Annotated in this window: 27 protein-coding genes and 1 pseudogene; 20 read left to right on the top strand and 8 right to left on the bottom strand. The window is 44.4% G+C overall.

Annotation, left to right across the window (positions count from 1 at the left end):
- Position 1: 1 nt before the first annotated feature.
- Complete coding sequence (locus L5L77_RS15165) at positions 2–304, bottom strand: c-type cytochrome (RefSeq protein ID WP_212601140.1); 303 nt, start codon at positions 302–304, stop codon at positions 2–4.
- A gap of 238 nt (positions 305–542) precedes the next feature.
- Here L5L77_RS15165 and L5L77_RS15170 point away from each other — a divergent pair.
- A pseudogene (locus L5L77_RS15170) lies at positions 543–1,201 on the top strand (glutathione S-transferase family protein).
- A 112-nt stretch (positions 1,202–1,313) separates the two neighbouring features.
- Here L5L77_RS15170 and gyrB read toward each other — a convergent pair.
- Genes gyrB through dnaA form a run of 5 tightly spaced genes read right to left on the bottom strand, consistent with a single transcriptional unit; the run spans position 1,314 to position 7,540 of the window.
- Positions 1,314–3,731: a DNA topoisomerase (ATP-hydrolyzing) subunit B gene (gene gyrB, locus L5L77_RS15175; RefSeq protein ID WP_263223038.1), complete on the bottom strand. Its 2,418-nt coding sequence runs from the start codon at positions 3,729–3,731 to the stop codon at positions 1,314–1,316.
- A gap of 16 nt (positions 3,732–3,747) precedes the next feature.
- Positions 3,748–4,830, bottom strand: a complete 1,083-nt coding sequence (gene recF / locus L5L77_RS15180) for a DNA replication/repair protein RecF (RefSeq protein ID WP_263169508.1) — start codon at positions 4,828–4,830, stop codon at positions 3,748–3,750.
- Entirely contained in the window at positions 4,827–5,057 is a 231-nt protein-coding gene (locus L5L77_RS15185) for a hypothetical protein (protein ID WP_263169510.1), read from the bottom strand. The genes recF and L5L77_RS15185 overlap by 4 nt, the downstream gene beginning before the upstream one ends.
- Positions 5,032–6,132, bottom strand: a complete 1,101-nt coding sequence (gene dnaN / locus L5L77_RS15190; protein ID WP_105250803.1) for a DNA polymerase III subunit beta — start codon at positions 6,130–6,132, stop codon at positions 5,032–5,034. The genes L5L77_RS15185 and dnaN overlap by 26 nt, the downstream gene beginning before the upstream one ends.
- Positions 6,133–6,151: 19 nt before the next feature.
- Positions 6,152–7,540: a chromosomal replication initiator protein DnaA gene (gene dnaA / locus L5L77_RS15195; RefSeq protein WP_006083826.1), complete on the bottom strand. Its 1,389-nt coding sequence runs from the start codon at positions 7,538–7,540 to the stop codon at positions 6,152–6,154.
- Between the two features lie 445 nt (positions 7,541–7,985).
- Here dnaA and rpmH point away from each other — a divergent pair, with 445 nt between their 5' ends.
- The 5 genes from rpmH (at position 7,986) to mnmE (ending at position 11,816) form a co-directional block, all read left to right on the top strand.
- Positions 7,986–8,123, top strand: a complete 138-nt coding sequence (rpmH, locus tag L5L77_RS15200) for a 50S ribosomal protein L34 (protein ID WP_006083827.1) — start codon at positions 7,986–7,988, stop codon at positions 8,121–8,123.
- A 15-nt stretch (positions 8,124–8,138) separates the two neighbouring features.
- The gene (gene rnpA / locus L5L77_RS15205) at positions 8,139–8,495 is read left to right on the top strand and encodes a ribonuclease P protein component (RefSeq protein ID WP_105250802.1); all 357 of its coding nucleotides are present in this window, start codon (positions 8,139–8,141) and stop codon (positions 8,493–8,495) included.
- Entirely contained in the window at positions 8,462–8,716 is a 255-nt protein-coding gene (gene yidD, locus L5L77_RS15210) for a membrane protein insertion efficiency factor YidD (protein ID WP_006083829.1), read from the top strand. Before rnpA ends, yidD begins: the two co-directional genes overlap by 34 nt.
- A 3-nt stretch (positions 8,717–8,719) precedes the next feature.
- Positions 8,720–10,348, top strand: a complete 1,629-nt coding sequence (gene yidC, locus L5L77_RS15215; protein WP_105250801.1) for a membrane protein insertase YidC — start codon at positions 8,720–8,722, stop codon at positions 10,346–10,348.
- Positions 10,349–10,454: 106 nt separating this feature from the next.
- Positions 10,455–11,816, top strand: a complete 1,362-nt coding sequence (mnmE, locus tag L5L77_RS15220) for a tRNA uridine-5-carboxymethylaminomethyl(34) synthesis GTPase MnmE (RefSeq protein ID WP_263169512.1) — start codon at positions 10,455–10,457, stop codon at positions 11,814–11,816.
- Between the two features lie 90 nt (positions 11,817–11,906).
- Here mnmE and L5L77_RS15225 read toward each other — a convergent pair whose 3' ends face one another.
- A complete protein-coding gene (locus L5L77_RS15225) occupies positions 11,907–13,460 on the bottom strand; it encodes an oligopeptide:H+ symporter (protein WP_263186047.1) in 1,554 nt (517 codons plus the stop codon).
- Between the two features lie 250 nt (positions 13,461–13,710).
- Here L5L77_RS15225 and mioC point away from each other — a divergent pair, with 250 nt between their 5' ends.
- From mioC to L5L77_RS15295, 14 genes are all read left to right on the top strand, one after another.
- The gene (mioC, locus tag L5L77_RS15230) at positions 13,711–14,151 is read left to right on the top strand and encodes an FMN-binding protein MioC (protein ID WP_263223039.1); all 441 of its coding nucleotides are present in this window, start codon (positions 13,711–13,713) and stop codon (positions 14,149–14,151) included.
- 439 nt (positions 14,152–14,590) lie between these two features.
- Positions 14,591–16,480: a tRNA uridine-5-carboxymethylaminomethyl(34) synthesis enzyme MnmG gene (gene mnmG / locus L5L77_RS15235; protein ID WP_113941417.1), complete on the top strand. Its 1,890-nt coding sequence runs from the start codon at positions 14,591–14,593 to the stop codon at positions 16,478–16,480.
- Positions 16,481–16,597: 117 nt separating this feature from the next.
- A complete protein-coding gene (rsmG, locus tag L5L77_RS15240) occupies positions 16,598–17,218 on the top strand; it encodes a 16S rRNA (guanine(527)-N(7))-methyltransferase RsmG (protein WP_263186049.1) in 621 nt (206 codons plus the stop codon).
- 73 nt (positions 17,219–17,291) lie between these two features.
- The gene (locus L5L77_RS15245; RefSeq protein WP_263186050.1) at positions 17,292–18,080 is read left to right on the top strand and encodes a ParA family protein; all 789 of its coding nucleotides are present in this window, start codon (positions 17,292–17,294) and stop codon (positions 18,078–18,080) included.
- A 9-nt stretch (positions 18,081–18,089) separates the two neighbouring features.
- The gene (locus L5L77_RS15250) at positions 18,090–18,968 is read left to right on the top strand and encodes a ParB/RepB/Spo0J family partition protein (protein WP_105250795.1); all 879 of its coding nucleotides are present in this window, start codon (positions 18,090–18,092) and stop codon (positions 18,966–18,968) included.
- Between the two features lie 225 nt (positions 18,969–19,193).
- Positions 19,194–19,577, top strand: a complete 384-nt coding sequence (locus L5L77_RS15255; RefSeq protein WP_263186053.1) for an ATP synthase subunit I — start codon at positions 19,194–19,196, stop codon at positions 19,575–19,577.
- 12 nt (positions 19,578–19,589) lie between these two features.
- A complete protein-coding gene (gene atpB / locus L5L77_RS15260; RefSeq protein ID WP_105250793.1) occupies positions 19,590–20,384 on the top strand; it encodes a F0F1 ATP synthase subunit A in 795 nt (264 codons plus the stop codon).
- Positions 20,385–20,448: 64 nt separating this feature from the next.
- The gene (gene atpE, locus L5L77_RS15265) at positions 20,449–20,700 is read left to right on the top strand and encodes a F0F1 ATP synthase subunit C (protein ID WP_006083840.1); all 252 of its coding nucleotides are present in this window, start codon (positions 20,449–20,451) and stop codon (positions 20,698–20,700) included.
- A gap of 37 nt (positions 20,701–20,737) precedes the next feature.
- A complete protein-coding gene (gene atpF, locus L5L77_RS15270) occupies positions 20,738–21,208 on the top strand; it encodes a F0F1 ATP synthase subunit B (RefSeq protein WP_006083841.1) in 471 nt (156 codons plus the stop codon).
- Positions 21,209–21,223: 15 nt separating this feature from the next.
- Positions 21,224–21,757: a F0F1 ATP synthase subunit delta gene (gene atpH / locus L5L77_RS15275; RefSeq protein ID WP_006083842.1), complete on the top strand. Its 534-nt coding sequence runs from the start codon at positions 21,224–21,226 to the stop codon at positions 21,755–21,757.
- A 14-nt stretch (positions 21,758–21,771) separates the two neighbouring features.
- Entirely contained in the window at positions 21,772–23,313 is a 1,542-nt protein-coding gene (atpA, locus tag L5L77_RS15280) for a F0F1 ATP synthase subunit alpha (protein ID WP_105250792.1), read from the top strand.
- A 50-nt stretch (positions 23,314–23,363) separates the two neighbouring features.
- The gene (gene atpG / locus L5L77_RS15285) at positions 23,364–24,224 is read left to right on the top strand and encodes a F0F1 ATP synthase subunit gamma (protein ID WP_006084762.1); all 861 of its coding nucleotides are present in this window, start codon (positions 23,364–23,366) and stop codon (positions 24,222–24,224) included.
- Positions 24,225–24,259: 35 nt separating this feature from the next.
- Positions 24,260–25,651: a F0F1 ATP synthase subunit beta gene (gene atpD / locus L5L77_RS15290; protein WP_105250791.1), complete on the top strand. Its 1,392-nt coding sequence runs from the start codon at positions 24,260–24,262 to the stop codon at positions 25,649–25,651.
- 36 nt (positions 25,652–25,687) lie between these two features.
- A complete protein-coding gene (locus tag L5L77_RS15295) occupies positions 25,688–26,116 on the top strand; it encodes a F0F1 ATP synthase subunit epsilon (RefSeq protein ID WP_105250790.1) in 429 nt (142 codons plus the stop codon).
- A 48-nt stretch (positions 26,117–26,164) separates the two neighbouring features.
- On the opposite strand, the gene L5L77_RS15300 is transcribed toward L5L77_RS15295, so the two are convergent.
- Positions 26,165–26,374, bottom strand: a complete 210-nt coding sequence (locus L5L77_RS15300; protein WP_263186056.1) for a hypothetical protein — start codon at positions 26,372–26,374, stop codon at positions 26,165–26,167.
- Positions 26,375–26,405: the final 31 nt, after the last annotated feature.

Here is a 26,405-nt window from a genome sequence, read left to right on the forward strand (position 1 = left end):
ATTATTTATCCTTTCCGAGGTAAAAGTAATCCGCCATCAGCTGCATATCAGCCTCAGTCAAGAGTTGGGCGACTTTAGTCATAGTGGGATCTTGGCGATCCCCCGCCTTAAAGGCTCGCAGTTGCTTCAATAGGTATTCTGAGTTTTGCCATTCAATGTTAGGAATATGCTCAAAACGACTCACACCGGACTCGCCATGACAGGCCTTACACATATTCAATAACTTATTTGCCTCATCGGCGTTTGCCACCGCCGATAGCATAAAAATCAGTGCACTTACGGGGTAAATCACTCGCTGCCACATCCATTTATCTCGCCAATTAGCCTTCATCTCGACAGAATCCATCGAACAAAGTAATTAAGATATGGTTAAATTATCTCAATGCTGTGAGTCGTTTAAATTCAATAAAAGTGACTCGTAAGCTCAAGAGAAATGACGCGTATTAGCGGATGTAGAAAGGGTAAAATATTTATTAGTCATAGGTGAAATGAGTCCATATAGTAGCTTTGCAGAAACTCTGCATTTCACTCAAGGACAAACAATGGATCTTTATATCGGCAATAAAAATTACTCTAGCTGGTCACAGCTTGGTTAATGGCCGCAAAATCTGGCGTGCAGTTCAACGAAGTATTACTGCAACTCGATACCGACAGCTTCTATCAGCAACTCAAAGCCATTTCGCCGACTTTAAAAGTACCGACATTAGTCGATGGTGACATTACGGTATGGGATTCACTATCAATTTGTGAATACCTCAACGACACCTATCTTGCAGGTAGCGCATGGCCGCAAGATCCTAAACAAAAAGCCAAGGCTAGATCGATTGCCAGTGAAATGCATTCAGGCTTTAATGCCGTGCGTAACGCTCTACCAATGAACATACGCGCGAGGCGCTATGTTGAGCTCACTGATGCGGTCCGCAAAGACATTGAGCGCATCGATGCGATTTGGTCTGCACAGATGGCCGAGTTTGCCCCATCAAATTCCGAAGGTATTTGGTTATTTGGCCAATGGTCGATTGCCGACATGATGTTTGCCCCTGTGGTTATGCGTTTTCTTACCTACGATATTGAAGTCTCGCAGGCAAGCCGTGCCTATATGCAGCATGTGATCAGCTGTCCGGAAATGCAGGCGTGGATTAATGCGGCTAAAGCAGAGACTGAAATTGTTGCAGCAGATGAAGCGGGTATTGATCGATAAAGAGATAAATCATAGAGATAAAAAAGGGAAAGCCTTGGCTTTCCCTTAATCATTCACGTACTAACGCGAGTCACTTAACACGCATTACACGTCTAATATTATACATCTAGCACTACACGTCTAAGTTAGCCACGTTCAATGCGTTCGCTTCGATGAACTCACGACGAGGTTCAACTTGATCACCCATCAAACAAGTGAACAACTGATCGGCACCCACGGCATCATCAATCGTGACTTGCAACATACGGCGTGATTCAGGATCCATTGTAGTTTCCCACAATTGCTCTGGGTTCATCTCACCCAATCCTTTATAACGTTGAATGTATAAGCCGCGTTTGGCTTCAGAAATCGTCCAATCTAGCGCTTCGAGGAAGCTGCCGACTTCTTTAACACGATCGCCGCGTTGTACATAGCCGCCTTCTTCAATCATGCCATCTAACGCCGCACCTAACTTACCGATACGTTGATAATCGCTTGATTGGAAGAAGTCATAAGTAAACAGATAGTTAGTATCGATACCGTGTTTACGAATAGTGATCTTAGGCAGATACACTTTACGCTCAGGATCGAGAATCGGCTCAGCAGAATACAGTACACCGCTGTTTTCCATTTCCACCAGCTCATGGATAAAGGCATCGATCCACTCTTTCATCTTGCCTTCATCGGCCAACATCTCGTTGGTGATCATTGGGTGGTAAAGCATACGGTTAGTAATATGCGTTGGATAGCGCTGCTCTAAACGAGCCACAATGGCTTCCACTTCACGATACTGAGTCACTAAACGCTCTAACGGCTCACCTGACATACCAATCGCACCTTGCGTTGGGTACACAATAGTGCCATCCAATGCTTGAGTCGTTAGATATTGAGTCAATGCTGGCTCATCTTTCAAATACTGTTCTTGCTTGCCCTTTTTCACTTTAAATAAAGGCGGTTGAGCAATATACACATAACCACGCTCAATCAATTCAGGCATTTGACGGAAGAAGAAGGTCAACAGCAAAGTACGAATGTGCGAGCCGTCGACGTCAGCATCCGTCATGATGATGATGTTGTGATAACGGGTTTTATCTGGGTTATATTCGTCGCGACCAATACCACAGCCAAGTGCCGTGATCAGTGTGGCCACTTCTTGAGAAGACAACATCTTATCGAAGCGGGCCTTCTCAACGTTTAGAATTTTACCTTTCAGTGGCAGAATCGCTTGGTTCTTACGGTTACGTCCCTGCTTAGCGCTACCGCCAGCAGAGTCACCTTCCACTATGTAAATTTCTGAAAGACCAGGATCTTTTTCTTGGCAATCGGCCAGCTTACCTGGCAAACCACCTAAATCCAGTGCGCCTTTACGACGGGTCATTTCACGGGCTTTACGCGCCGCTTCACGGGCACGGGCCGCATCGACAATCTTCCCGACGATCAACTTCGCATCAGCTGGGTTTTCCAGCAGATAATCGTTCAGCTTCTCACCCATGGTTTGTTCAACCGCGGTTTTCACTTCACTAGAAACCAGTTTGTCTTTGGTTTGCGAGCTGAACTTAGGATCTGGCACTTTAACAGAGATAACAGCAGTCAAGCCTTCGCGGGCATCGTCGCCAGTCGCGCTGGTTTTACCTTTCTTGTTATAGCCTTCGTTTTCCATGTAGCTGTTGAGGTTACGTGTCAACGCACTACGGAAACCGACTAAGTGAGTACCACCATCACGCTGTGGGATGTTGTTGGTAAAACAGAAAATATTTTCCTGATAACCGTCATTCCACTGCATAGCCACTTCAACGGTAATGCCATCTTCACGCTCTTGCATAAAGTGGAATACATCTTTGTTGACTGGCGTTTTATTACGGTTCAGGTAATCGACGAATGCGCTAATACCGCCTTCGTATTTGAAAAATTCATTTTTATTGTCGCGTTCATCAACCAGACGAATACCCACGCCTGAGTTAAGGAAAGACAGTTCACGCACACGCTTTGCCAGAATTTCAAAGTGAAACTCAACATCGCTGAAGGTATCTTCACTTGGCCAAAAACGGATTTCAGTACCGGTTTTGGTTGCATCACCAATCTCTTTGATCGGCGCATCAGGCACACCGTGAGTATAAAACTGCTCGTATACTTTGCCAGCACGACGAATGGTCATTTGCAGCTTTTTAGATAAAGCGTTTACAACCGATACACCCACGCCGTGGAGACCGCCAGACACTTTATAGGAGTTATCGTCGAACTTACCGCCGGCATGCAATACCGTCATAATAACTTCTGCCGCCGATACGCCTTCTTCCTCATGGATAGAGACCGGAATACCACGGCCGTCATCCTTAACAGAAACCGAACCATCTACATGGATAGTAATCGTAATATCGCTACAGTGGCCGGCTAAGGCTTCATCGATAGAGTTATCGACTACTTCGAACACCATATGATGTAGACCCGTACCGTCGTCGGTGTCACCAATATACATCCCAGGTCTCTTACGTACTGCATCAAGGCCCTTAAGGACCTTAATACTCGAAGAATCGTAACTATTCTCTGACATATTATTCTCTCAATGGTTATTCAATTACCGTTACACGTCCCTGTTCCACATGAAACATCCTACTGGGAGGCGTGTGTAACGAATCGACTATTGCAGCAGGATCAATGGCGGTCACAAAAACTTGTGCTCCGGTATCCGTTAACTGCTTAAGCAATAGCTGCCTATGCTGTGCATCCAACTCGGACGGAAGATCGTCCACAAGATAAATACTGTTTTTATCTATTTGTTGTTTGAGCAACTTTCCCTGTGCAATACGCAGTGCACAGACTAATAATTTCAATTGACCACGGGACAGGGCATCCTGCGCCGGCAAAGTGCCTACACGAAGTCTAAGGTCAGCTTTATGGGGACCGCTGACGGTATGACCTGTGGCCAAATCTCTGGAATATTGGTTTTCGAGTAGTTCTGCAAAATCCGTTTTACTATCCCAGCCGCGCGTAAATGAAACCTTCACATCTACACTCGGTAAAAACTCCCCGATTATACCCTTAAGTAGCTCATTTAACGAGTCTACATAATGGTTTCGTATTTCGGTGACCTGCTCGGCATAGCGCACAAACTCTTGGTCCCAAAATTGAATATGACTGTAAGCTGAGCCGTTCCTAAGTAATTGATTTCTTTGCTTAAGAATGCGACGAACATTCGTCCAAGCGCCATAAAACTGTGGGTCAGCATGAAATGCGCCCCAATCGATAAATTGTCGACGGGATTTTGGGCCTTCAAACAGTAAAGAAAAGCTTTCAGGTGTGATCACTTGAATAGGTAAAGCTTCGGCTAAGGTCGACAGACGTTTGACTTTTTCGCCGTCGATTTTCACTTCCGTCTCACCATTGCGAAATCGGCGTAAACCAATTTTACTGTCACCGCGCGCTAAATTTAAAGTCGCAAATAGCGTTAATTTATCGTCATCGTGATTAATCACTCGTTGGGATAAATGGCTTCGAAACGAGCGCCCCATACCGAGGAAATAAATGGCCTCTAAAATACTGGTTTTTCCGCTGCCATTTTGACCATAAATCACGTTAATCCCAGGTGCGGGGATTAACTGTGCGGACTGAATGTTGCGAAACGCTTCGATATTGAGACGGGTCAGGCTCATGCATTACTCATTAAGCCGCGTAAACGGCGTAGGCAAGGATTCATAGCACTTAACGAGCAACTCAATCGCTGCCACAGGCTAAGACTATCGGTAAATGAGTGAAAGAATGGCCAATGCTGTGCATTTAACACTGTGCCGCCGTTAAGCGGCATAGACATCGAAGACAGAGGTACAGACACGGGTAACGTAAAAATCGATGGTTTATAAGCGCATCGGCATAACCACATACATGGAATCTTCTTCCAAATGGTTTTCGATTAGGGCGCTGGAGTTACCATCAATGAGCGTGATACGCACATCATCGGACTTAAGGTTGTTGAGCACGTCCAGTAAGTAACTGACGTTAAAACCAATTTCTAAGGCCTGATTGTTGTATTCCACATCAATGATTTCTTCCGCTTCTTCCTGTTCAGGATTATTAGCGGTGATCTTGAGCAAACCATTTTCGAGTTGAATACGCACACCACGGAATTTTTCATTGGATAAAATAGAAGCCCGCGTCAGCGCTTGCTTCAAGTGATTACGACTCGCAATCACAATTTTATCACCGCCCTTTGGCAATACACGGCGATAATCAGGGAAGCGACCATCGACTAATTTACTGGTAAATACTGTGTTAGCCGTGGTGGCACGAATAGCATTATCACCAATAGCAATGGTGATATCGAGATCGTCAGACTCCAATAAGCGCGCCATTTCAATTACGCCTTTACGGGGCACAATGACTTGTTTTTCTGGTAATTGTGCTTCAATCGTACGATGACTTAAGGCTAAACGATGGCCGTCGGTCGCTATCGCACGCAACACATTACCTTCAGTTTCAAACAATAAACCGTTGAGGTAATAGCGTACATCTTGGTTAGCCATCGAAAACTGCGTCGAGTCGATAATCGACTTCAACACGCCCTGCTTCAAGCTAAATTCAATCTCAGCTTGGAAGGCTTCAACGTTAGGGTATTCTTCTGCGGGCAAAGTCGCTAAGGAAAAACGGCTACGGCCTGAGCGCAGCAACCATTTATTATCTTGTTGTTCGACTTTCAGTTCGCTTTGTTCTGGCAAAGACTTAACAATATCGAGCAGTTTCTTCGCTGGAACCGTAGTACGACCTTCTTCGATATCACCGTGAACCACAGCTTGGCCCACGAGTTCGACTTCTAAATCTGTACCAGTCAGCTTAAGTGAGTGACCACTTACTTCTACAAGGAGGTTAGACAAAATGGGCAAGTTATGGCGTCTTTCTACCGCACCACACACCAATTGCAACGGCTTTAATAGGGCATCCCTATCAATTGAGAATTTCATCGTGTCCAAATTCCTTGTTTTAAGAAGATAAGGTTCTAATCAAATTAGCATAATCTTCTTTAATGTCGTGGCTCTCTTCCCGTAGCTGAGCAATCTTACGACAGGCATGCAACACTGTGGTGTGATCTCTACCACCAAAAGCATCACCAATTTCCGGCAAGCTTTGGTTAGTTAATTCTTTGGATAACGCCATTGCCACTTGCCTTGGGCGCGCGACACTGCGTGAACGACGCTTAGACAACATATCAGCCATCTTGATCTTGTAGTATTCAGCTACGGTTTTCTGAATATTGTCTATAGTGACTAATTTTTCTTGAAGTGCCAAGAGGTCACGTAAGGCTTCACGAACAAAATCAATAGTAATTGGCCGACCAGTGAAGTTAGCGTTGGCGATAACGCGGTTTAACGCCCCTTCGAGCTCACGCACGTTTGAACGTAAACGCTTAGCAATAAAGAAAGCCACTTCATCGGGCAAATTAATGCCGCTCTCTTGAGCTTTACGCATCAAGATCGCTACGCGGGTCTCTAACTCTGGTGGCTCAATAGCCACAGTTAAACCCCAACCGAAACGCGATTTCAATCTGTCTTCAACACCGTCGATCTCTTTTGGATAACGATCTGAAGTCAAAATAATTTGGTGATTCCCTTCAAGTAACGCATTGAAGGTATGAAAGAATTCTTCTTGGGATCTGTCTTTATTGGCAAAAAATTGAATATCATCAATAAACAAGGCATCGACGCTACGGTAGTAACGTTTAAATTCTTCGATCGCATTGTTTTGCAGCGCTTTAACCATGTCCTGGACAAAACGCTCGGAATGCATGTAAACCACTTTGGCATTAGGATTATTTTTAATGATCCCGTTACCAACAGCGTGCAACAAGTGAGTCTTACCTAGACCTGTTCCGCCATATAAAAATAGTGGGTTATAAGCACCACCCGGATTTTCAGCCACTTGTAACGCCGCAGCTTTACCTAATTGGTTAGACTTACCTTCTACGAAGTTATCAAACTGGTAGCTCGGATTAATGTTACTGCGGTGATTCGCGTTCGCCATAGGCTCGGCTTGGACATTAAACGTCGTGCCTACCGTCGCTTTAGTTTGGGTATTCGCTACACGAGTTGGCGCAATCGGTGCTGGAACACTAGGCTTTTTCGCCGAAGGACGACTACCTATATCGAAACGCAATTTAGGCGCGTCGCTACCCATTTGCTCAGTAAAGAACTGATTAATGATATTGATGTACTTATCTCTGACCCAATCAAGCACGAAGCGGTTGGGCGCATAAAGCACCAGAGTATCTCCATCCATTTCGGCTTGTAACGGTCTGATCCACATACTGAACTGCTGAGCAGAAAGCTCATCTTGCAGTCGTCCGATACATTGTTGCCAAAGTGAAACAGCCACTTAGTTATCCCCAAAAGATCATCAAAAAAGAGGTGTATTCTATAGCGAGATCTCAAGGATCGCTATCCTTAAAAAATATTTATCCCCAGCGAGATCATTCTATGTGGATATCCTCGATCATCAAAGATCCAAAACGATCCTTTTATTCAGCACTAACCGCAAATCCTGCTTTATTAAGCGATCCACATTGATCTATAATGGCGCCCCTTCGATCGGCTCGAAGATCCCCTGCACTACTACATGTAGTGTCCGTACACAGAGTTATCCACATCTTATGGTGTATTCTGGGGGTTGATCTAAGGATACGCTGGCAGAAATAAAGCACTTACTTACTTTCGTTGTTGACGTGACTAAGTATTGTGATTACAATTCGGCCTCTTTTTTGCCCTTACCTCTATCCTAGAGATAAGGATATGTTCACTAATAACAAAGACGGATTGCCATCATGAGTAAACGTACTTTTCAACCTAGCAACCTGAAGCGCAAGCGTTCTCACGGCTTCCGCGCTCGTATGGCTACTGTAGGCGGCCGTAAGGTGCTTGCACGTCGTCGTGCGAAAGGTCGCGCTCGTTTATCTGCTTAATAAGTGGGTAACTAGTTGACTAGCTATACCTTTTCGCGGGAGTTACGTTTGTTAACTCCCGCGCAATTTAAATCTGTATTTTCCAATCCCATCAAAGCATCTTCTGCTGAAATTACCTTGCTCGCTATTCCTAACACGGAACAACATCCGCGTATGGGCCTTACTGTTGCTAAACGCTATGTAAAACGCGCCAATCAACGTAACCGTATTAAGCGCGTGATCAGAGATAGTTTTCGCTTAAATCAACACGACATTCCTCATCTTGATATTGTTGTGCTTGTCAGAAATGGCGTGATGGAAATGGAAAACGCTGAAATCAACAAATTGATAGAAAAGCTATGGCGCAAACTCAGTCGCCGCTACAATGGCTAGCGACCACGTTAATTCGTGGCTATCAAGTATTCATAAGCCCTATACTGGGCCCTCGATGCCGTTTCAATCCCACCTGCTCTCACTACGCTATTGAAGCAATAAAAGTGCATGGAACCGCGAAAGGTTGTTGGTTTGCATTGAAACGCATATTAAAATGTCACCCTTTACATCCCGGCGGTAGTGATCCCGTCCCCCCTAAAAATGATAGGTGTAATAAATAGGCTATGGAATCTCAACGCAATATATTGCTCATAGGACTACTGTTTGTCAGCTTTTTGCTGTGGCAACAGTGGCAAGCAGACAAAGCTCCTAAACCCGTTGCAACCGAATCGTCCTTAGTGGCGAACGCGGCAAGCTCGCACAGTGCCGATGTTCCAGAAGCTGATACAGGTGTTCCTGCTGCTGCAGTTACTGCAAACAGCAAACTGATTACGGTAAAAACAGATCAGTTAGACATTCAGATCAATCCAGTGGGTGGTGACATCGTTTTTGCTGCGTTAGTTTCGCACAAAAAAGAACTAGAGAAAGATCAACCATTCGTATTGCTTGAGCAAACGAATGATTTCACTTATATCGCTCAAAGCGGCCTAATTGGTCGCGATGGTATCGATAGCAGCGCAAAAGGCCGTGCCGCATTTAGCACAACGGCAACTGAATATACCTTAGCCGAAGGCCAAGATACCTTAGAAGTACCGTTAACTTATATCGCTGACAATGGTGTGACTTACACTAAAGTGTTCGTATTCCATCGCGGTAAGTTCAACATAGATGTTGACTATAAAATCAACAACACTTCAGCAGCACCGCTGCAAGTTCAGATGTACGGTCAGATTAAACAAACGATCAAGCCATCTGAAAGCAGCATGATGATGCCTACCTATCGTGGTGGTGCGTTCTCAACGAATGATGTGCGCTATGAAAAATACAACTTTGACGACATGGCCAAAAGTAACCTGAACCAAGCCACTTTAGGCGGTTGGGCAGCCATGTTACAACACTATTTCGTTTCAGCTTGGGTGCCACCCGCAACTGACAGTAACACCATTTTTTCTAGTGTCAGTGCTGGCGGTCTAGCTAATATTGGTTTCCGCGGCGCGGTATACGATATTGCACCTGGTGCCAGCCAAGAAATTAGCTCACAGTTCTATGTAGGTCCTAAGGATCAAGCGGCACTGTCAGCGATTTCTGAAACCCTAAATCTAGTGGTCGATTACGGTTTCTTATGGTGGTTAGCGGTTCCTATTCACTGGTTATTGATGTTCTATCAATCATTCGTCGGTAACTGGGGTGTGGCAATTATTCTGATCACATTAACCGTTCGTGGTTTACTGTTCCCGCTGACAAAAGCGCAGTACACCTCAATGGCTAAGATGCGTAACCTGCAACCTAAGCTGACAGATTTGAAAGAACGCTTTGGTGATGACCGTCAAAAGATGGGTCAAGCCATGATGGAACTGTATAAGAAAGAAAAAGTTAACCCTATGGGTGGCTGTTTACCTATTATTTTACAGATGCCAATCTTCATTGCCTTATACTGGGTATTGCTAGAAAGCTTCGAATTACGTCATGCACCATTTATGCTGTGGATCCACGATTTATCAGTACAAGATCCTTACTACATACTGCCGCTGCTGATGGGCGTCTCTATGTTTGTAATGCAGAAGATGCAACCAATTGCGCCGACAATGGATCCAATGCAAGTGAAAATGATGCAATGGATGCCAGTAATCTTTACCGTATTCTTCCTGTGGTTCCCATCGGGTCTAGTACTGTACTGGTTAGTAGGTAACATAGTTGCCATCACGCAGCAGAAGATTATTTATGCAGGTCTTGAGAAAAAAGGCTTAAAATAAGCCCTACCTTTAGCAAAGCATAAAGTGAAAATAATACTAAAGGCGGCTTAATTAGCCGCCTTTTCCTTTACATGATTTGGTAGATATTAGTTTGGTGGGTATTTCCGTGACAACTGACACTATCGTGGCTCAAGCCACCGCGCCCGGACGTGGCGGCGTTGGCATCATCCGAATTTCAGGCAACAAGGCCAGTGATGTGGCTATGGCCGTATTGGGTCATCTTCCTAAAACGAGATATGCCGATTATTGCGACTTTAAAAGTGCAACAGGCCAAGTAATCGACCAAGGCATAGCGCTGTTTTTTAAAGGCCCCAATTCCTTTACTGGCGAAGATGTATTGGAACTTCAAGGCCACGGCGGCCAAATCGTTCTAGACATGCTGATCAAACGTGTAATGGAAGTCGGTGGTATTCGAATAGCCAAACCCGGTGAGTTCAGCGAACAAGCCTTTATGAACGATAAGCTAGACTTGACCCAAGCCGAAGCGATTGCCGATCTTATCGATGCCACCAGTGAGCAAGCGGCTAAAAGTGCGCTGCAATCACTCCAGGGTGAATTTTCTAAGGAAGTCCATGAGCTGGTGGATCAAGTCACTAACCTACGTTTATATGTAGAAGCTGCGATTGATTTCCCCGATGAAGAAGTCGACTTTTTAAGTGATGGCAAAATTGCCAATGCACTCTATAAAATCATCGACAAACTTGACCTAGTGCAAGCCAGTGCTAAACAAGGTTCTATCATCCGCGAAGGCATGAAAGTCGTGATCGCGGGTCGTCCTAACGCCGGAAAATCCAGCTTATTAAACGCCTTAGCCGGTAAAGAATCGGCTATTGTTACCGAAATTGCTGGTACAACACGGGATGTATTACGTGAGCACATCCACTTAGATGGCATGCCGCTGCACATTATCGATACCGCAGGCCTACGTGATACGACAGATACCGTTGAACAAATTGGCATAGAACGCGCTTGGAATGAAATAAACAATGCCGATCGGGTGTTATTTATGGTTGATGGCACCACCACAGCCGCCGTTAATCCCCATGATATTTGGCCTGACTTTGTCGATCGCCTGCCCTCAAATTTAGGTGTGACAGTGATCCGCAATAAAGCCGATCTCACTGGCGAAGACTTAATGATGACCGAAGAACAAGGTTATAGTGTTTACCGGATCTCGGCTAAAACGGGCTTAGGTGTTGAACAGTTAAAGCAGCATTTAAAATCACTCATGGGCTACCAGAGTAACCTCGAAGGTGGCTTTATCGCCCGGCGTCGTCACTTAGAAGCCCTTGAACTCGCCGCAAGCCATCTGCAATTGGGTAAAGAACAATTAGAAGTGTATCTAGCAGGAGAACTGCTGGCAGAAGAGTTACGCATGTGCCAATTAGCACTATCAGAAATCACTGGCCGCTTCACTTCTGACGATTTACTCGGCAAGATTTTCAGCTCTTTCTGTATCGGAAAATAACTAACCTTAATATTATTTCCATATAAATCAGCCCATACAATATGGGCTGATTTTTTATCTACAACTGAATATTTCCACTCATCGACTAACTCATGATTCGACGTGGCGGTAATGATCTTGCATTTGATAGGATCTTGCATAAAGCGCGAATATCAATGCCGCCAAGATGGCAAAACCTGCGAAGAAAAACATCTGAAATGCAGTAATACTGATCCCCGTCTGGGCAATTTGTTCGGTCACAGCCGGACTTTTCACACTGACGTTCGCTAGTAGCACCCATAAGTTACCGACGGTCACCGATAAGGTCCAAAAACTCATAATAGTGCCTTTCATGGCTTTAGGCGCTTGGCTGTAGGCAAACTCTAGCCCAGTGGCAGAGACTAATACTTCACCAAAGGTGAGCAAAGCATAGGGCACTATCTGCCAAAATATTGATAATACCGAGCCGCCATCCATCACCAATTGAATGCTACCAACGACTATCCAACTCACGCCCGTGATGGCAATCCCAGCCCCCATTTTACGCAAAGCAGTTAACTTTATACCCATGCGCTCAATCGCCGGATATAACACAAAGTTATTAAATGGGATCAGTAACATAACTAATAATGGGTTTAAAGCTTGCATCATAGCGGGTTCAAACCATTCCGGTTTAGACATGTCATTGGCTTGCAATATCCAAGTGGACGCTTTCTGATCGAACAAAGACCAAAAAGGAGTCACTAACGCAAATAAGATTAAGATCCGTAGTACTGAACGCACCCCATCAACGGCGATATCCGGATGGATCCCCCTAGCGCGTTCGAGTTGCAATGAAGCCCCAGCGCCAACAAATCCCATCACTAGCACTAACGCACAACACAAACCAGCAACGATACCTAAGGTTGGAATATTCACTAAGGCATACGCTGCAGAAATTATCCCAACTAAAGCTAACACTAAACCTATGTTGGCTTGACCAGCGATTTTAGTGAGCAATGCGGTACGAATAACGGGTAAAAAACCATGGGGATTTTTCGGCTCGGGTGGCATATGCACATAACGTTTTCGACCTAACCAGAAGAACACAGTTGCAATAAACATTAAGACACCAGGGATCCCAAATGCGACCGCAGCACCATAATATTTCAATAGTAATGGCATAGATAACGAGGCAAAGAAGGAGCCAAAGTTAATCGTAAAATAAAACAGATCAAACGCTTTCTGCGCCAATGTTTTATTGGTTTGATCAAATTGATCTCCCATAAAGGAAGAAACCAAGGGCTTAATCCCACCCGATCCGAGCGCAATTAAAAATAATCCCGTATAAAACCCTTGAATACTGTGTTCAAAAATAGCGAGAAATGCATGGCCAACACAATAAATTAAACTTAACCATAAGATAGTATTGTATTTACCGAAAAAACGATCGGCAATCCAACCACCGAGTAACGGGAAAAAGTACACTCCAATGACAAAGGAATGGAACACATCCTTAGCCATAGTTCCGCGCAGTTCTTCTGGAATAGACAACAAAAGTGCTGTCATCAAGAATGGGGTAAGAATATTCCGCATACCGTAAAAGCTAAAACGTTCACAAGCTTCACTGGCTATGATGTAAGGAATTTGCCGTGGCCACTGGGGCGCATTTACGGGTGTTGTCATGGATCATCCTATTATAATCATTTGATTTTAAATGAAATTAACTATTTAAATATATTAATTATGTATCAAGAAGCTAAAGGTAACATGTAAGCGAAACCAACCTTATATAAAGGATGCAAAAACTGCAAAAATCATATATTGCTTCTGTGGTCCTATCCACATTTCCTTTATGATGAACATAATAATAGCCATTCAGCTATCTATTTAATTGAAATTAGTTTTAAAAACAACAACACACTGAGAAATCATAATGGCAAAGATTGAAGTAATCGTTGGTACAACATTGGGCAGTGCAGAGTATGTTGCCGACGAAATGATGGCCCAATTAACGGAGCAAGGACACCAAGTTCAAGTTCATTTAACCCCAACATTGTGCGAAATAGACACCCATGCACTGTGGATTATCGTGTCATCAACTCATGGAGCTGGTGATCTTCCAGATAATATTCAGCCTTTTTTCAACGAAATTACCGAGCAAAAACCGGATCTCAGCCAAGTAAACTTTGCCTTATGTGCAATTGGTGACTCAAGTTACGATACCTTTTGCCAAGGCCCAGAAAAATTAATTTCGGCCATTCAAGACTGCGATGCAAAAACCTTTGTGGATAAGATCCAGATCGATGTACAGCTTGATCCTGTGCCGGAAGACCCAGCCCTTGCATGGTTAGCACAATGGCAACAGGATATTTAAGATCGCTTATTGGATAAGGTCCCTATCTATGTACAGTTTAGATCCTATTTATCCACAATTTACTTATTTAAAGTATAAACATGTGGATAAGCTATTATTTAGATCTGATCAACCTCTGTACTATTCACAGTCCGATCTGCTTAATGATCCGCCTTGTGGATAAGTAGGCGATCTATCCCCATGTTTAATGACATTAGATCGCGATCAGATCACAGGATCAAGATCGCGCTAATTAATGATTTATATAATGAATTTGGGTTATGCACAGAAAAACGCGATCCTAATAGTAAACATAATAAGAAGATCTATATAAAGATCTTAAGATCTATTAGTCCGGATCATCTCGATCGAACAGCGTAAAATGATCATTCACCTAAGACGAAGCAAATGCTAAAATACTCGGCTCGTACTGAGTCTCTTAGCAATTGAAGGTAGTGGCATGCATTTTCATGAACGGTTTGATGTTATTGTTGTTGGTGGTGGTCATGCCGGAACTGAAGCCGCGTTGGCAGCAGCAAGAATGGGATCAAAAACATTATTACTAACGCACAATATCGATACGTTAGGACAAATGTCATGTAATCCAGCGATCGGTGGCATAGGCAAAGGCCATTTAGTGAAAGAAATTGACGCCTTAGGTGGTGCAATGGCAATCGCAACCGATTATGCAGGGATCCAATTTAGAACCTTAAATTCAAGTAAAGGCCCAGCAGTACGAGCAACACGTGCACAAGCTGACCGTGCACTGTATCGTCAAAAAATCCAAAATATATTACAAAACCAACCTAACTTACGTATTTTCCAACAAGCAGTAGATGACTTAATTGTTGAAAATCATCAAGTAGTTGGTGTAGTTACCCAAATGGGTTTAGCTTTTGAATCTCCAGCTGTTGTATTAACAACAGGTACATTCTTAAGCGGCAAAATTCATATAGGCTTAGAAAACTACAGCGGTGGTCGTGCAGGCGATCCACCAGCGATTGCTTTAGCAAATCGATTACGTGAATTACCGATCCGAGTCGGCCGTTTAAAAACAGGTACCCCACCACGTATCGATGCAAACACGATTGATTTTTCTCAAATGGCTGAACAGAAAGGCGATTCTCCATTGCCTGTGATGTCGTTTATGGGCGATGTCAGTCACCATCCAAAGCAAATTTCTTGCTGGATCACTCACACCAATGAAAAAACCCATGAAATTATTCGTGGTGGTTTAGACAGAAGCCCTATGTATTCAGGCGTCATCGAAGGTATTGGTCCACGTTATTGCCCATCGATTGAAGACAAGATCCACCGCTTTGCGGATAAATCTTCGCATCAGATCTTCATCGAACCAGAAGGTTTAAATACAAATGAGATCTATCCTAACGGGATCTCTACTAGTTTACCTTTCGATGTACAGTTGAATTTAGTACGTTCGATCAAAGGCATGGAAAACGCAGAAATCATGCGTCCAGGTTATGCGATCGAATACGATTATTTCGATCCAAGAGATCTGAAAAACTCATTAGAAACCAAAGCGATCAACGGTTTATTCTTCGCTGGCCAAATAAACGGCACTACAGGTTATGAAGAAGCAGGTGCTCAAGGCTTGTTAGCGGGCATGAATGCCTCACTGCAAGTGCAAGGCAAAGAAGCCTGGTGTCCACGCCGTGACGAAGCTTATCTTGGAGTACTAGTTGATGATTTATCGACTCTGGGTACCAAAGAACCGTATCGCATGTTTACTAGCCGTGCCGAATACCGTTTGTTACTCCGTGAAGATAACGCTGATATTCGCTTAACGGCAAAAGGTCGCGAATTAGGTTTAGTTGACGACACTCGCTGGGCGGCATTTAGTGAGAAGTTAGAATCGATCGAACTTGAGTTACAACGTTTGCGCGCTCAATGGGTACATCCAAATTCACCTTTGATCCATGCGTTAAACCCACACTTGAATACGCCGATCTCTCGCGAAGCATCATTTGAAGAATTACTGCGTCGTCCAGAAATGGATTACAGTAAGTTGATGCAGATCGAAGGTTTTGGTCCAGGGCTTGAAGATCCACAGGCGGCTGAGCAAGTTCAGATCCAAGTTAAGTATTCTGGTTATATTCAACGTCAGCAGGAAGAGATCAACAAAGCTGTGCGTAATGAGAACACAGGTTTACCTTTGACGCTCGATTACAAAGAGGTACCGGGCTTGTCGAACGAAGTGATTGCTAAGTTAAATAACCACAAACCAGAAACCATAGGCCAAGCCTCACGGATCTCTGGTATTACGCCTGCGGCTATTTCAATTTTGTTAGTTCACCTCAAAAAGCGTGGCTTATTACGTAAGAGTGCGTAAAAGCTAGCTTAATCGCAGCTTAGGTCATAGAAGGGAAGCATTCAGGCTTCCCTTCATCGTTTTCGGGCTTCATAATAGCCTTCGCGTTCATAATCGTATATTTGTTGAGGTTGCTCAGTGTTATCTGCCCAGTTAGAGGCTTATTTAGCCGAAATTAATTTGCCCGCCACCGCCGAGCAGAAAAAACAACTAATTGATTTTGTTGGCATGCTCAACAAATGGAATAAAGCCTATAACCTGACATCGGTGAGAGATCCCGAAGCTATGCTGATCCGTCATATCATGGACAGTTTAGTAGTTTCAAAACACCTGCAAGGTGAATGTTTTATCGATGTAGGCACTGGACCGGGTTTACCTGGGATCCCGTTAGCCATTATGAACCCCGATAAACAATTTGTGTTATTGGACAGCTTAGGTAAACGTATTCGTTTTCAAAAACAAGTGTCCTTTGAATTAGGCATACATAACATCAGTTCAGTTGAAAGCCGCGTAGAAGCTTATCAACCGGAGGATAAATTCGACGGCGTATTAAGTCGTGCATTTGCCTCAATCCAAGATATGCTGACTTGGTGCCATCATCTCACCGCCGAACATGGACAGTTTTATGCACTTAAAGGCCAGTTGAATGATGAAGAGATGCAACATATTCCCAGTGGATTTGTGGTGAAAGAAGTTATCGAGCTTAAGGTGCCTAAACTCGATGAAAAAAGACATTTATTAAAGATAATCAAAGAATAACAGGCTTAAAAGTGATAAATAAATCATTTATAAGCAAGGGCAATAAACCAGCATTTACATACAGGGTGATATTGTGGGTAAAGTGATTGCCGTGGCTAACCAGAAAGGTGGCGTAGGAAAAACAACTACTTGCGTTAACCTCGCCGCTTCGTTAGCAGCAACAAAACGTAAAGTATTATTGATCGATCTCGATCCTCAAGGTAATGCCACCATGGGGAGCGGTGTCGATAAGTATGACGTAGCTAATACAGCCTATGAATTATTGGTTGAAGAAAAATCTTTCGACGAGATCGTCATTAAAAACACTGCAGGTAAGTATGATCTGATCGCCAGTAATGGCGATGTCACTGCGGCAGAAATCAAATTGATGGAGTTTTTTGCCCGTGAGGTTCGTTTGCGTAACGCGCTCGCACTGATCAAAGATCAATATGATTATATCTTCATCGACTGCCCTCCTTCATTGAACATGTTGACCGTAAATGCTATGTCTGCGGCCGACTCTGTACTCGTGCCTATGCAGTGTGAATATTATGCCCTCGAAGGCTTAACTGCGCTGATTGATACCATCACTAAGCTTGCTGCTATGGTTAATCCTGGACTTGGCATCGAAGGCATTTTACGTACTATGTATGATCCGCGTAATCGTTTGTCTAATGATGTGTCCGATCAGCTAAAACAGCATTTTGGTGACAAAGTCTATCGTACCGTTATCCCACGTAATGTGAGGCTGGCAGAAGCACCAAGTTTTGGAGCGCCTGCTATGTATTACGATAAATCGAGTGCTGGCGCTAAGGCGTATCTAGCGCTTGCGGGTGAAATGATCCGTCGTTCAGAACAACAAACTCAGGCTAAGCAAGCGTAAAGGATCATCATGACGTTAAAGAAAAGAGGATTAGGCAAAGGGTTAGATGCCCTACTGAGTAACAGCCATGCCGCCAGTAAAAAGCACACTGACGAAGCTGATGTTGTCGATAAAAAAGAAGAGCTTATCCATCTCGATTTAGACTTATTACAGCCAGGTAAGTATCAACCTCGTAAAGACATGTCCCCCGAAGCGTTGGAGGAACTGGCACACTCTATCCGCAACCAAGGCATTATTCAGCCTATCGTTGTGAGACAAGTAACGAATAACATGTATGAGATCATTGCGGGTGAACGTCGTTGGCGTGCTGCGCAACTTGCTGGCTTGAATAAAATCCCCTGCATAGTAAAGCAAGTAGCTGATGAAGCCGCTGTTGCTATTGCTTTGATTGAAAACATCCAGCGTGAAGACTTAAATGCCATGGAAGAAGCCATTGCATTGCAACGTTTAATGCAAGAGTTTGAACTGACTCACCAACAGGTTGCCGATGTTGTGGGAAAATCCAGAGCGAGTGTATCTAACTTGTTACGTTTAAACGGCTTAAATGAGCCTGTTAAGCGTCTACTCGAGTATGGCGACATTGATATGGGTCATGCTCGCGCTTTGTTGGCAATTGAGGGAGAAGAACAAACAAATCTTGCGAGATTAGTGGCCGCTAAGGAATTAACCGTTCGCGAAACTGAACGATTAATTAATCAAACCTTAAATCCGCCTAAACAAGCCGAAACTACGACTAAAGATCAAGATGTTTGTCGTTTAGAGCAGCAGTTAATTGAAAGATTAGGTGCCAAGGTTTCGATCGCTCATAGCAGTAAGGGCACGGGTAAAATTGTAATTAACTATCAGAATCTGGCTGAATTAGACGGAATTCTTAGTAAAATTCATTAATGTCTGTAGATTAACAGTTTTTAATGTAAATTTGTGACAGATGCTAATCTTACATTTTAACTCGTTTGGCGCGAGATCACGTTAAAAGTGTTGTTTTTCCTTATCTCAAAGTTGCAATGAAGGCGTGAAAAGGTATACTTTCGCAAGCTTTTTGTGCATCGACATAAATACGGGTATTTGTCATCCGGTCATCGAAACAAAAAGTATGAATGCGGAGAGGATGAATTGAGTAAAGTTTTAGCGCGTCGTGGCCGGTGGTCAGCCTATAAATTGGTGATGATGCAGGCGGCGGTCGCTGGGGGTGCTTCAATTCTCTTTTTCGCCGTGTGGGGAGCTCAGTTTGGCTATTCTGCATTAGCAGGTGGTTCAATCGCTGTGCTCCCTAATTTTGTATTCGCAACCCTCGCTTTCTCCCACACGGGAGCAAGTTCAGCTGCAAAAGTCATAAAGACTTTTTACTGGGGGGAAGCGGTAAAGTTGCTGTTAACCATCGCAATGTTTTCGTTTGTGTTTATCAATCTTAAGGTCGCTTTTATGCCGCTTTTTGTTTGTTATGTGCTGACGCTAATCGTGCATTGGACAGCTCCTTTATACTTCAAGCAAAGTTAAGTGGGATGAATCATGGCTGCAACTGGTGAAGCGTTAACACCGCAGGGCTATATCCAACATCACCTTACCAACTTAAGTGTTGGTGAAGGCTTTTGGACATGGCACATTGATTCGTTGTTCTTTTCGGTTGGTCTTGGTGTTCTGTTCCTGTGGATTTTCCGCAGCGTTGGTAAAAAAGCGACTTCCGGTGTTCCTGGCAAACTGCAATGTTTTGTTGAGATTATCGTCGAGTTCGTAAATAACAGCGTGAAAGAAAGTTTTCATGGTCGCAATGCTCTGATCGCGCCTTTAGCTCTGACCATTTTTGTATGGGTATTCATGATGAACTTCATGGATATGATCCCTGTAGATTGGCTGCCTCACGCAGCAAGTTTAATGGGTATTCCCTATCTAAAAGCGGTTCCGACGACTGACGTTAACATTACCTTTAGCTTAGCTATTGGTGTGTTCGTGCTGATTATTTTTTACAGCATTAAGGTCAAAGGTGTGTCTGGGTTTGTTAAAGAATTGACACTACAGCCCTTTAACCATAAGGCAATGATACCCGTCAACCTCCTATTAGAGACTGTTACTTTGATTGCTAAGCCAATTTCATTGGCATTGCGACTCTTTGGTAACTTGTACGCAGGTGAGTTGATCTTCATCCTTATTGCGCTGATGTATGGTACCAACTTGTTATTATCTACCCTAGGTGTGACTCTGCAACTGGGCTGGTTAATATTCCACATTTTGGTTATCACGCTGCAGGCGTTTATCTTCATGATGTTGACCATTGTTTATTTAAGCATGGCGCATGAAGATCATTAAGGATTGCTGAAGAAATTTTAAACTAAATCATCAACTAATATAGATTTAGATACTGGAGATACAGATGGAAACGATTTTAGGCATGACAGCTATCGCTGTTGCTCTGCTGATTGGTATGGGTGCTCTTGGTACTGCAATCGGTTTCGGCTTATTAGGCGGTAAGTTCTTGGAAGGCGCTGCGCGTCAACCAGAAATGGCTCCTATGCTACAAGTTAAAATGTTCATCGTAGCGGGTCTTCTTGACGCCGTAACTATGATCGGTGTTGGTATCGCATTATTTATGCTATTTACCAACCCACTGGGTGCAATGCTGTAAAAAACGCTTCTGTCTTAACTCTAAATAGGAGGCTGTTGTGAATTTCAACGCTACCCTAATCGGTCAGACGGTCGCCTTTATCATCTTCGTGTGGTTTTGCATGAAGTTTGTATGGCCCCCTTTGATGAATGCCATCGAAGAGCGCCAAAAAAGGATTGCTGACGGTCTAGCTGATGCTGATCGTGCGGTAAAAGACCTGGAGTTGGCACAAGCGAAAGCGACTGACCAACTAAAAGAAGCCAAGGTAACGGCTAATGAAATTATTGAGCAAGCTAACAAGCGTAAAGCTCAAATAGTTGAAGAAGCCAAAACCGAAGCAGACGCTGAGCGTGCTAAAATCATCGCTCAGGGTAAAGCAGAAATTGAAGCTGAACGTAATCGCGTCAAAGAGGATCTGCGTAAGCAGGTTGCTACTCTTGCCATCATGGGTGCTGAGAAGATCCTTGAGCGTTCTATTGATCCAGCCGCCCACAGTGACATAGTTAATAAACTAGTCGCTGAAATTTGATAAGGGAGTTGAGTTATGGCTGAATTAACCACCATCGCTCGCCCTTACGCAAAGGCAGCTTTTGACTTTGCTATTGAACAAGATGCAGTGGATTCTTGGGCTGAAATGCTCACGTTTGCCGCATTGGTGAGTGAAAACGAAACCATGCAACCACTGTTAGCTGGCTCTTTAGCCAGCACTAAGCTCGCAGCACTCTTTATTAGTGTGTGTGGTGAGCAAGTCAATGTGCAAGGTCAGAACCTGATAAAGGTAATGGCTGAAAACGGTCGCTTAAAGGTGCTACCTGCTGTATCTCAGTTATTTACTGAATACCGTAATGAGTGGGCAAAAGAAGTAGAAGCCGATGTGGTTTCTGCAACTGAGCTGAGCTCTGAACAACAACAGCAGATTAGTATTTCTTTAGAGAAACGTCTCGCACGCAAAGTTAAGCTGAATTGTAGCACTGACGCCGCGCTCATCGCCGGTGTAATCATTAAGACAGGAGACCTAGTCATCGATGGCTCGGTCCGCGGTAAGTTATCGCGTCTGTCTGATAAGCTGCAGTCGTAATTGGGAGTTTGAGCATGCAACTGAATTCCACTGAAATCAGCGATCTGATTAAGCAGCGGATCGAGCAGTTCGAAGTCGTTAGCGAATCTCGTAACGAAGGTACTATCGTTGCGGTAAGTGACGGCATCATCCGCATCCACGGCCTAGCCGACGTGATGCAAGGTGAGATGATCGAACTGCCTGGTAACCGTTTTGCAATCGCGTTGAACCTTGAACGTGATTCTGTCGGTGCCGTAGTAATGGGTCCTTATGCTGATTTAGCAGAAGGCGTAAAAGTGAAAACGACTGGCCGTATTCTGGAAGTTCCAGTTGGCCGCGGTCTTCTTGGCCGCGTTGTTAACACTCTAGGTGAGCCAATTGACGGTAAAGGACCTATCGATAACGATGGTTTCTCGCCAATTGAAGTTATCGCACCAGGTGTTATTGAACGTCAGTCTGTTGATCAACCAGTTCAAACTGGTTACAAAGCCGTTGATGCCATGATCCCTATCGGTCGTGGTCAACGTGAATTGATCATTGGCGACCGTCAAACTGGTAAAACAGCAATGGCGATCGACGCAATTATCAACCAGAAAAATTCTGGCATTAAATGTGTGTACGTCGCGATTGGCCAAAAGGCTTCTACTATCGCTAACGTAGTGCGCAAGCTAGAAGAACACGGTGCGTTAGCTAACACTATCGTTGTTGTTGCAACTGCTTCTGAAGCCGCTGCTCTACAATACTTAGCGCCATATTCTGGTTGTTCTATGGGTGAATACTTCCGTGACCGCGGTGAAGATTCTTTGATCGTATACGATGATTTGTCTAAGCAAGCAGTTGCTTATCGTCAAATTTCGTTACTGCTCAAGCGTCCACCTGGCCGTGAAGCTTACCCAGGTGACGTATTCTATCTACACTCACGTTTATTAGAGCGTGCATCACGCGTTAACGCGATTTATGTAGAGAAGTTCACTAAAGGTGCAGTAACTGGCAAAACTGGTTCTTTAACCGCGCTGCCGATTATTGAAACGCAAGCGGGTGACGTTTCTGCATTCGTACCGACCAACGTAATTTCTATTACCGATGGTCAGATCTTCCTTGAGACCGATCTGTTTAACTCTGGCCTACGTCCAGCGGTTAACCCAGGTATTTCTGTTTCTCGTGTTGGTGGTGCGGCTCAGACTAAGATCATCAAGAAACTGTCTGGTGGTATTCGTACCGCACTAGCACAGTATCGTGAGCTTGCTGCGTTCTCGCAATTTGCATCTGATCTTGACGATGCAACACGTGCTCAGCTTGAGCATGGTGTGCGTGTTACCGAACTGATGAAGCAAAAGCAATATGCTCCTATGAGCGTAGCCGCTCAAGCTGTGTCTATTTTCTCAGCTGAAAAAGGTTACCTGAAGAGTGTTGAGCTGAATAAGGTCGGTAATTTCGAAGCCGCTCTGCTCTCGTTCATGAACAGCGAGCATGCTCCTTTAATGAAGCTTATCAACGAAACTGGCGATTATAGCGCTGATATCGAAGCTGAATTAAAAGCTGGCCTCGACAAGTTCGTAGCAACCCAAACCTGGTAACAATGATAGAGGTGTCTTAAGACACCTCAGGTCCAGATTGGAGAGTAGAGATGGCCGGCGCTAAAGAGATTAAAACCAAGATCGCGAGTGTGAAAAACACTCAGAAGATCACGTCCGCCATGGAAATGGTGGCAGCCAGCAAAATGCGCAGAGCGCAGGAACGCATGGCTGCGAGCCGTCCATATGCGGAAAGCATGCGTAAGGTGATCGGTCACGTCGCGCAAGGTTCTCTCGAGTATAAACACCCCTATTTGGAGGTGAGAGAGGCTAAGCGGGTTGGTTACATTGTTGTAGCAACCGACCGTGGCCTTTGTGGTGGTCTGAACGTTAACCTTTTCAAAAAGGTTATTGCAGACGTGAAAAGCTGGAAAGCCCAAGGTGCAGAATTTGAATTTTGCCCTATCGGTGCACGTAGTGTGCAGTTTTTCAAAAACTTCGGTGGACAAGTGTCTGCTCACGCTTCAGGTTTAGGCGATGCTCCAAAGCTCGCTGACTTGATCGGGACAGTCGGTGTCATGCTAGAAGCTTACAACGAAGGCAAGCTGGATCGTCTGTACGTGGTATTTAACAAATTTGTGAATACTATGACGCAGACTCCTGTGATCGAGCAGCTGCTACCTTTGCCTAAATCAGAAGATGATGAAACTGCTCATCGTTGGGATTATATCTACGAGCCAGATCCAAAAGCACTTTTGGATACTTTATTGGTCCGTTATGTAGAATCTCAGGTTTACCAAGGTGTTGTTGAAAACATTGCCTCTGAACAAGCTGCCCGTATGGTGGCAATGAAGTCGGCAACAGACAACGCGGGTGAGCTTATCAACGACTTGCAACTGGTCTATAACAAGGCCCGTCAGGCTGCGATTACGCAGGAACTGTCGGAAATTGTTTCTGGTGCCTCTGCGGTTTAGGTTAGGTAACGAATACAAGTTTTAGAGGATTAATCATGAGCACAGGTACTGTTGTCCAAGTGATTGGCGCGGTTGTGGACGTAGAGTTCCCACAAGATGCCGTACCTCAAGTATATGACGCTCTGAAAATCGTAGGTGAAGGCCCGTGTAATGGTTTGGTGCTGGAAGTTCAGCAACAGCTAGGTGGTGGTGTAGTTCGTACCATCGCTATGGGTTCTTCTGACGGTCTGCGTCGTGGTCTTGAAGTAGTAAACTCAGGTTCACCTATTACTGTTCCAGTTGGTACCGCCACTCTTGGCCGTATCATGAACGTATTAGGCGAGCCTATTGATGAAGCGGGTCCAATCGGTGAAGAAGAGCGTTATGTTATTCACCGTACAGCTCCTTCATACGAAGATCAATCAAGCTCTACTGAACTGTTAGAGACTGGCATCAAGGTTATCGACCTTGTTTGTCCATTCGCTAAGGGTGGTAAAGTCGGTTTGTTCGGTGGTGCGGGTGTTGGTAAAACAGTTAACATGATGGAACTGATTAACAACATCGCTAAAGCCCACTCGGGTCTTTCTGTATTCGCCGGTGTAGGTGAACGTACTCGTGAAGGTAACGACTTCTACTACGAGATGAAAGATTCTGGCGTTCTCGACAAAGTGGCCATGGTTTATGGTCAGATGAACGAGCCTCCAGGTAACCGTTTGCGTGTTGCACTGTCTGGTCTGACTATGGCAGAGAAGTTCCGTGACGAAGGTCGTGACGTACTGTTGTTCGTTGACAACATCTATCGTTATACCTTAGCCGGTACTGAAGTATCTGCACTGTTAGGTCGTATGCCTTCTGCGGTAGGTTATCAACCAACATTGGCTGAAGAGATGGGCGTTCTGCAAGAGCGTATCACTTCAACTAAGACGGGTTCTATTACTTCTGTACAAGCGGTATACGTACCTGCGGATGACTTGACCGATCCGTCACCAGCAACAACCTTCGCTCACTTAGATGCGACTGTTGTACTGTCACGTCAAATTGCTTCTCTGGGTATTTACCCAGCGGTTGACCCATTGGATTCGACTTCACGTCAATTAGATCCATTGGTTGTTGGCCAAGAGCATTATGACGTTGCTAACGGCGTGCAAACTGTACTGCAACGTTACAAAGAGCTGAAAGACATTATTGCGATTCTGGGTATGGACGAATTGTCTGATGAAGACAAGACTGTCGTATTCCGTGCTCGTAAGATTGAGCGTTTCTTATCTCAGCCTTTCTTCGTAGCAGAAGTCTTTACTGGATCTCCTGGTAAGTACGTTTCTCTGAAAGACACTATCCGTGGCTTTAAGGGTATTTTGAACGGTGAGTTTGATCACCTGCCAGAACAAGCGTTCTACATGGTTGGCTCAATCGATGAAGTCATCGAGAAAGCGAACAAAAAGAAATAACTAAGTATTCATACTTAGTTTTTTAAGGAGAACGGGATGGCAGCCATGACAGTACATCTTGATATTGTAAGCGCAGAGAGCAAAATCTTCTCTGGTCGTGTAGCTTCGCTGCAAGTGACTGGTTCTGAAGGTGAGTTGGGCATAATGCATGGCCACGCTCCTTTGCTTAGTTATATCAAACCTGGCATGGCGCGCATCGTCAAGCAAGACGGCAGTGAAGAAGTGTTTTACCTTTCAGGTGGTATTCTGGAAGTGCAGCCTTCTTCTGTCTCCGTATTGGCTGATGTGGTTATGCGTGCCAAAGATATTGATGAGCAAGCGGCATTAGAAGCTAAGCGTCGTGCAGAAGCCCATATGGCAACTGCTGGCGCTGACTTCAATTATGACGCGGCTATGGTTGAGTTAGCTAAGGCTATGGCTCAATTACGTGTTGTTGAAACCATCAAGAAAAACATTGCCAGATAAGGTTATTGTTTGTGAAAAAAGGCGACCATAAGGTCGCCTTTTTTGTGTCTAAAAATGGGATAGATTGGCATTCTTGCATGTCTTTGATTGATTAGTGTCGCTATCTACTTCGCTTTTCGATGTGCTTTCCGTTAAAATTGCGCCACTAATACCAATCGTATTAAATATCTGTTCATTCAGCGGGAGTTCAACGCGCTTTAGACAAGGCGAAGGCTTGAAGGCATAGTGGTGCTCTGTCGAAAGCCTTGAACGCAGTATGAAGCGCGTTGAAACCCGCCCTTTGGGAGCC

This window comes from Shewanella sp. SM29 (assembly GCF_025654245.1).
Classification (GTDB): Bacteria; Pseudomonadota; Gammaproteobacteria; order Enterobacterales; family Shewanellaceae; genus Shewanella; species Shewanella oncorhynchi.

Bases quoted from the DNA above. Each gene is read 5' to 3' on its own strand.
- atpH (WP_006083842.1), top strand. From the start codon at position 21,224: ATGGCTGAATTAACCACCATCGCTCGCCCTTACGCAAAGGCAGCTTTT.
- dnaN (WP_105250803.1), bottom strand. From the start codon at position 6,132: ATGAAATTCTCAATTGATAGGGATGCCCTATTAAAGCCGTTGCAATTG.
- mnmG (WP_113941417.1), top strand. From the start codon at position 14,591: ATGCATTTTCATGAACGGTTTGATGTTATTGTTGTTGGTGGTGGTCAT.
- atpD (WP_105250791.1), top strand. From the start codon at position 24,260: ATGAGCACAGGTACTGTTGTCCAAGTGATTGGCGCGGTTGTGGACGTA.
- L5L77_RS15165 (WP_212601140.1), bottom strand. From the start codon at position 304: ATGTGGCAGCGAGTGATTTACCCCGTAAGTGCACTGATTTTTATGCTA.
- yidD (WP_006083829.1), top strand. From the start codon at position 8,462: ATGGCGCAAACTCAGTCGCCGCTACAATGGCTAGCGACCACGTTAATT.
- L5L77_RS15250 (WP_105250795.1), top strand. From the start codon at position 18,090: ATGACGTTAAAGAAAAGAGGATTAGGCAAAGGGTTAGATGCCCTACTG.
- atpA (WP_105250792.1), top strand. From the start codon at position 21,772: ATGCAACTGAATTCCACTGAAATCAGCGATCTGATTAAGCAGCGGATC.
- atpG (WP_006084762.1), top strand. From the start codon at position 23,364: ATGGCCGGCGCTAAAGAGATTAAAACCAAGATCGCGAGTGTGAAAAAC.
- atpB (WP_105250793.1), top strand. From the start codon at position 19,590: ATGGCTGCAACTGGTGAAGCGTTAACACCGCAGGGCTATATCCAACAT.
- gyrB (WP_263223038.1), bottom strand. From the start codon at position 3,731: ATGTCAGAGAATAGTTACGATTCTTCGAGTATTAAGGTCCTTAAGGGC.
- recF (WP_263169508.1), bottom strand. From the start codon at position 4,830: ATGAGCCTGACCCGTCTCAATATCGAAGCGTTTCGCAACATTCAGTCC.
- L5L77_RS15225 (WP_263186047.1), bottom strand. From the start codon at position 13,460: ATGACAACACCCGTAAATGCGCCCCAGTGGCCACGGCAAATTCCTTAC.
- rpmH (WP_006083827.1), top strand. From the start codon at position 7,986: ATGAGTAAACGTACTTTTCAACCTAGCAACCTGAAGCGCAAGCGTTCT.
- mioC (WP_263223039.1), top strand. From the start codon at position 13,711: ATGGCAAAGATTGAAGTAATCGTTGGTACAACATTGGGCAGTGCAGAG.
- L5L77_RS15295 (WP_105250790.1), top strand. From the start codon at position 25,688: ATGGCAGCCATGACAGTACATCTTGATATTGTAAGCGCAGAGAGCAAA.
- yidC (WP_105250801.1), top strand. From the start codon at position 8,720: ATGGAATCTCAACGCAATATATTGCTCATAGGACTACTGTTTGTCAGC.
- atpE (WP_006083840.1), top strand. From the start codon at position 20,449: ATGGAAACGATTTTAGGCATGACAGCTATCGCTGTTGCTCTGCTGATT.
- L5L77_RS15185 (WP_263169510.1), bottom strand. From the start codon at position 5,057: ATGTGGTTATGCCGATGCGCTTATAAACCATCGATTTTTACGTTACCC.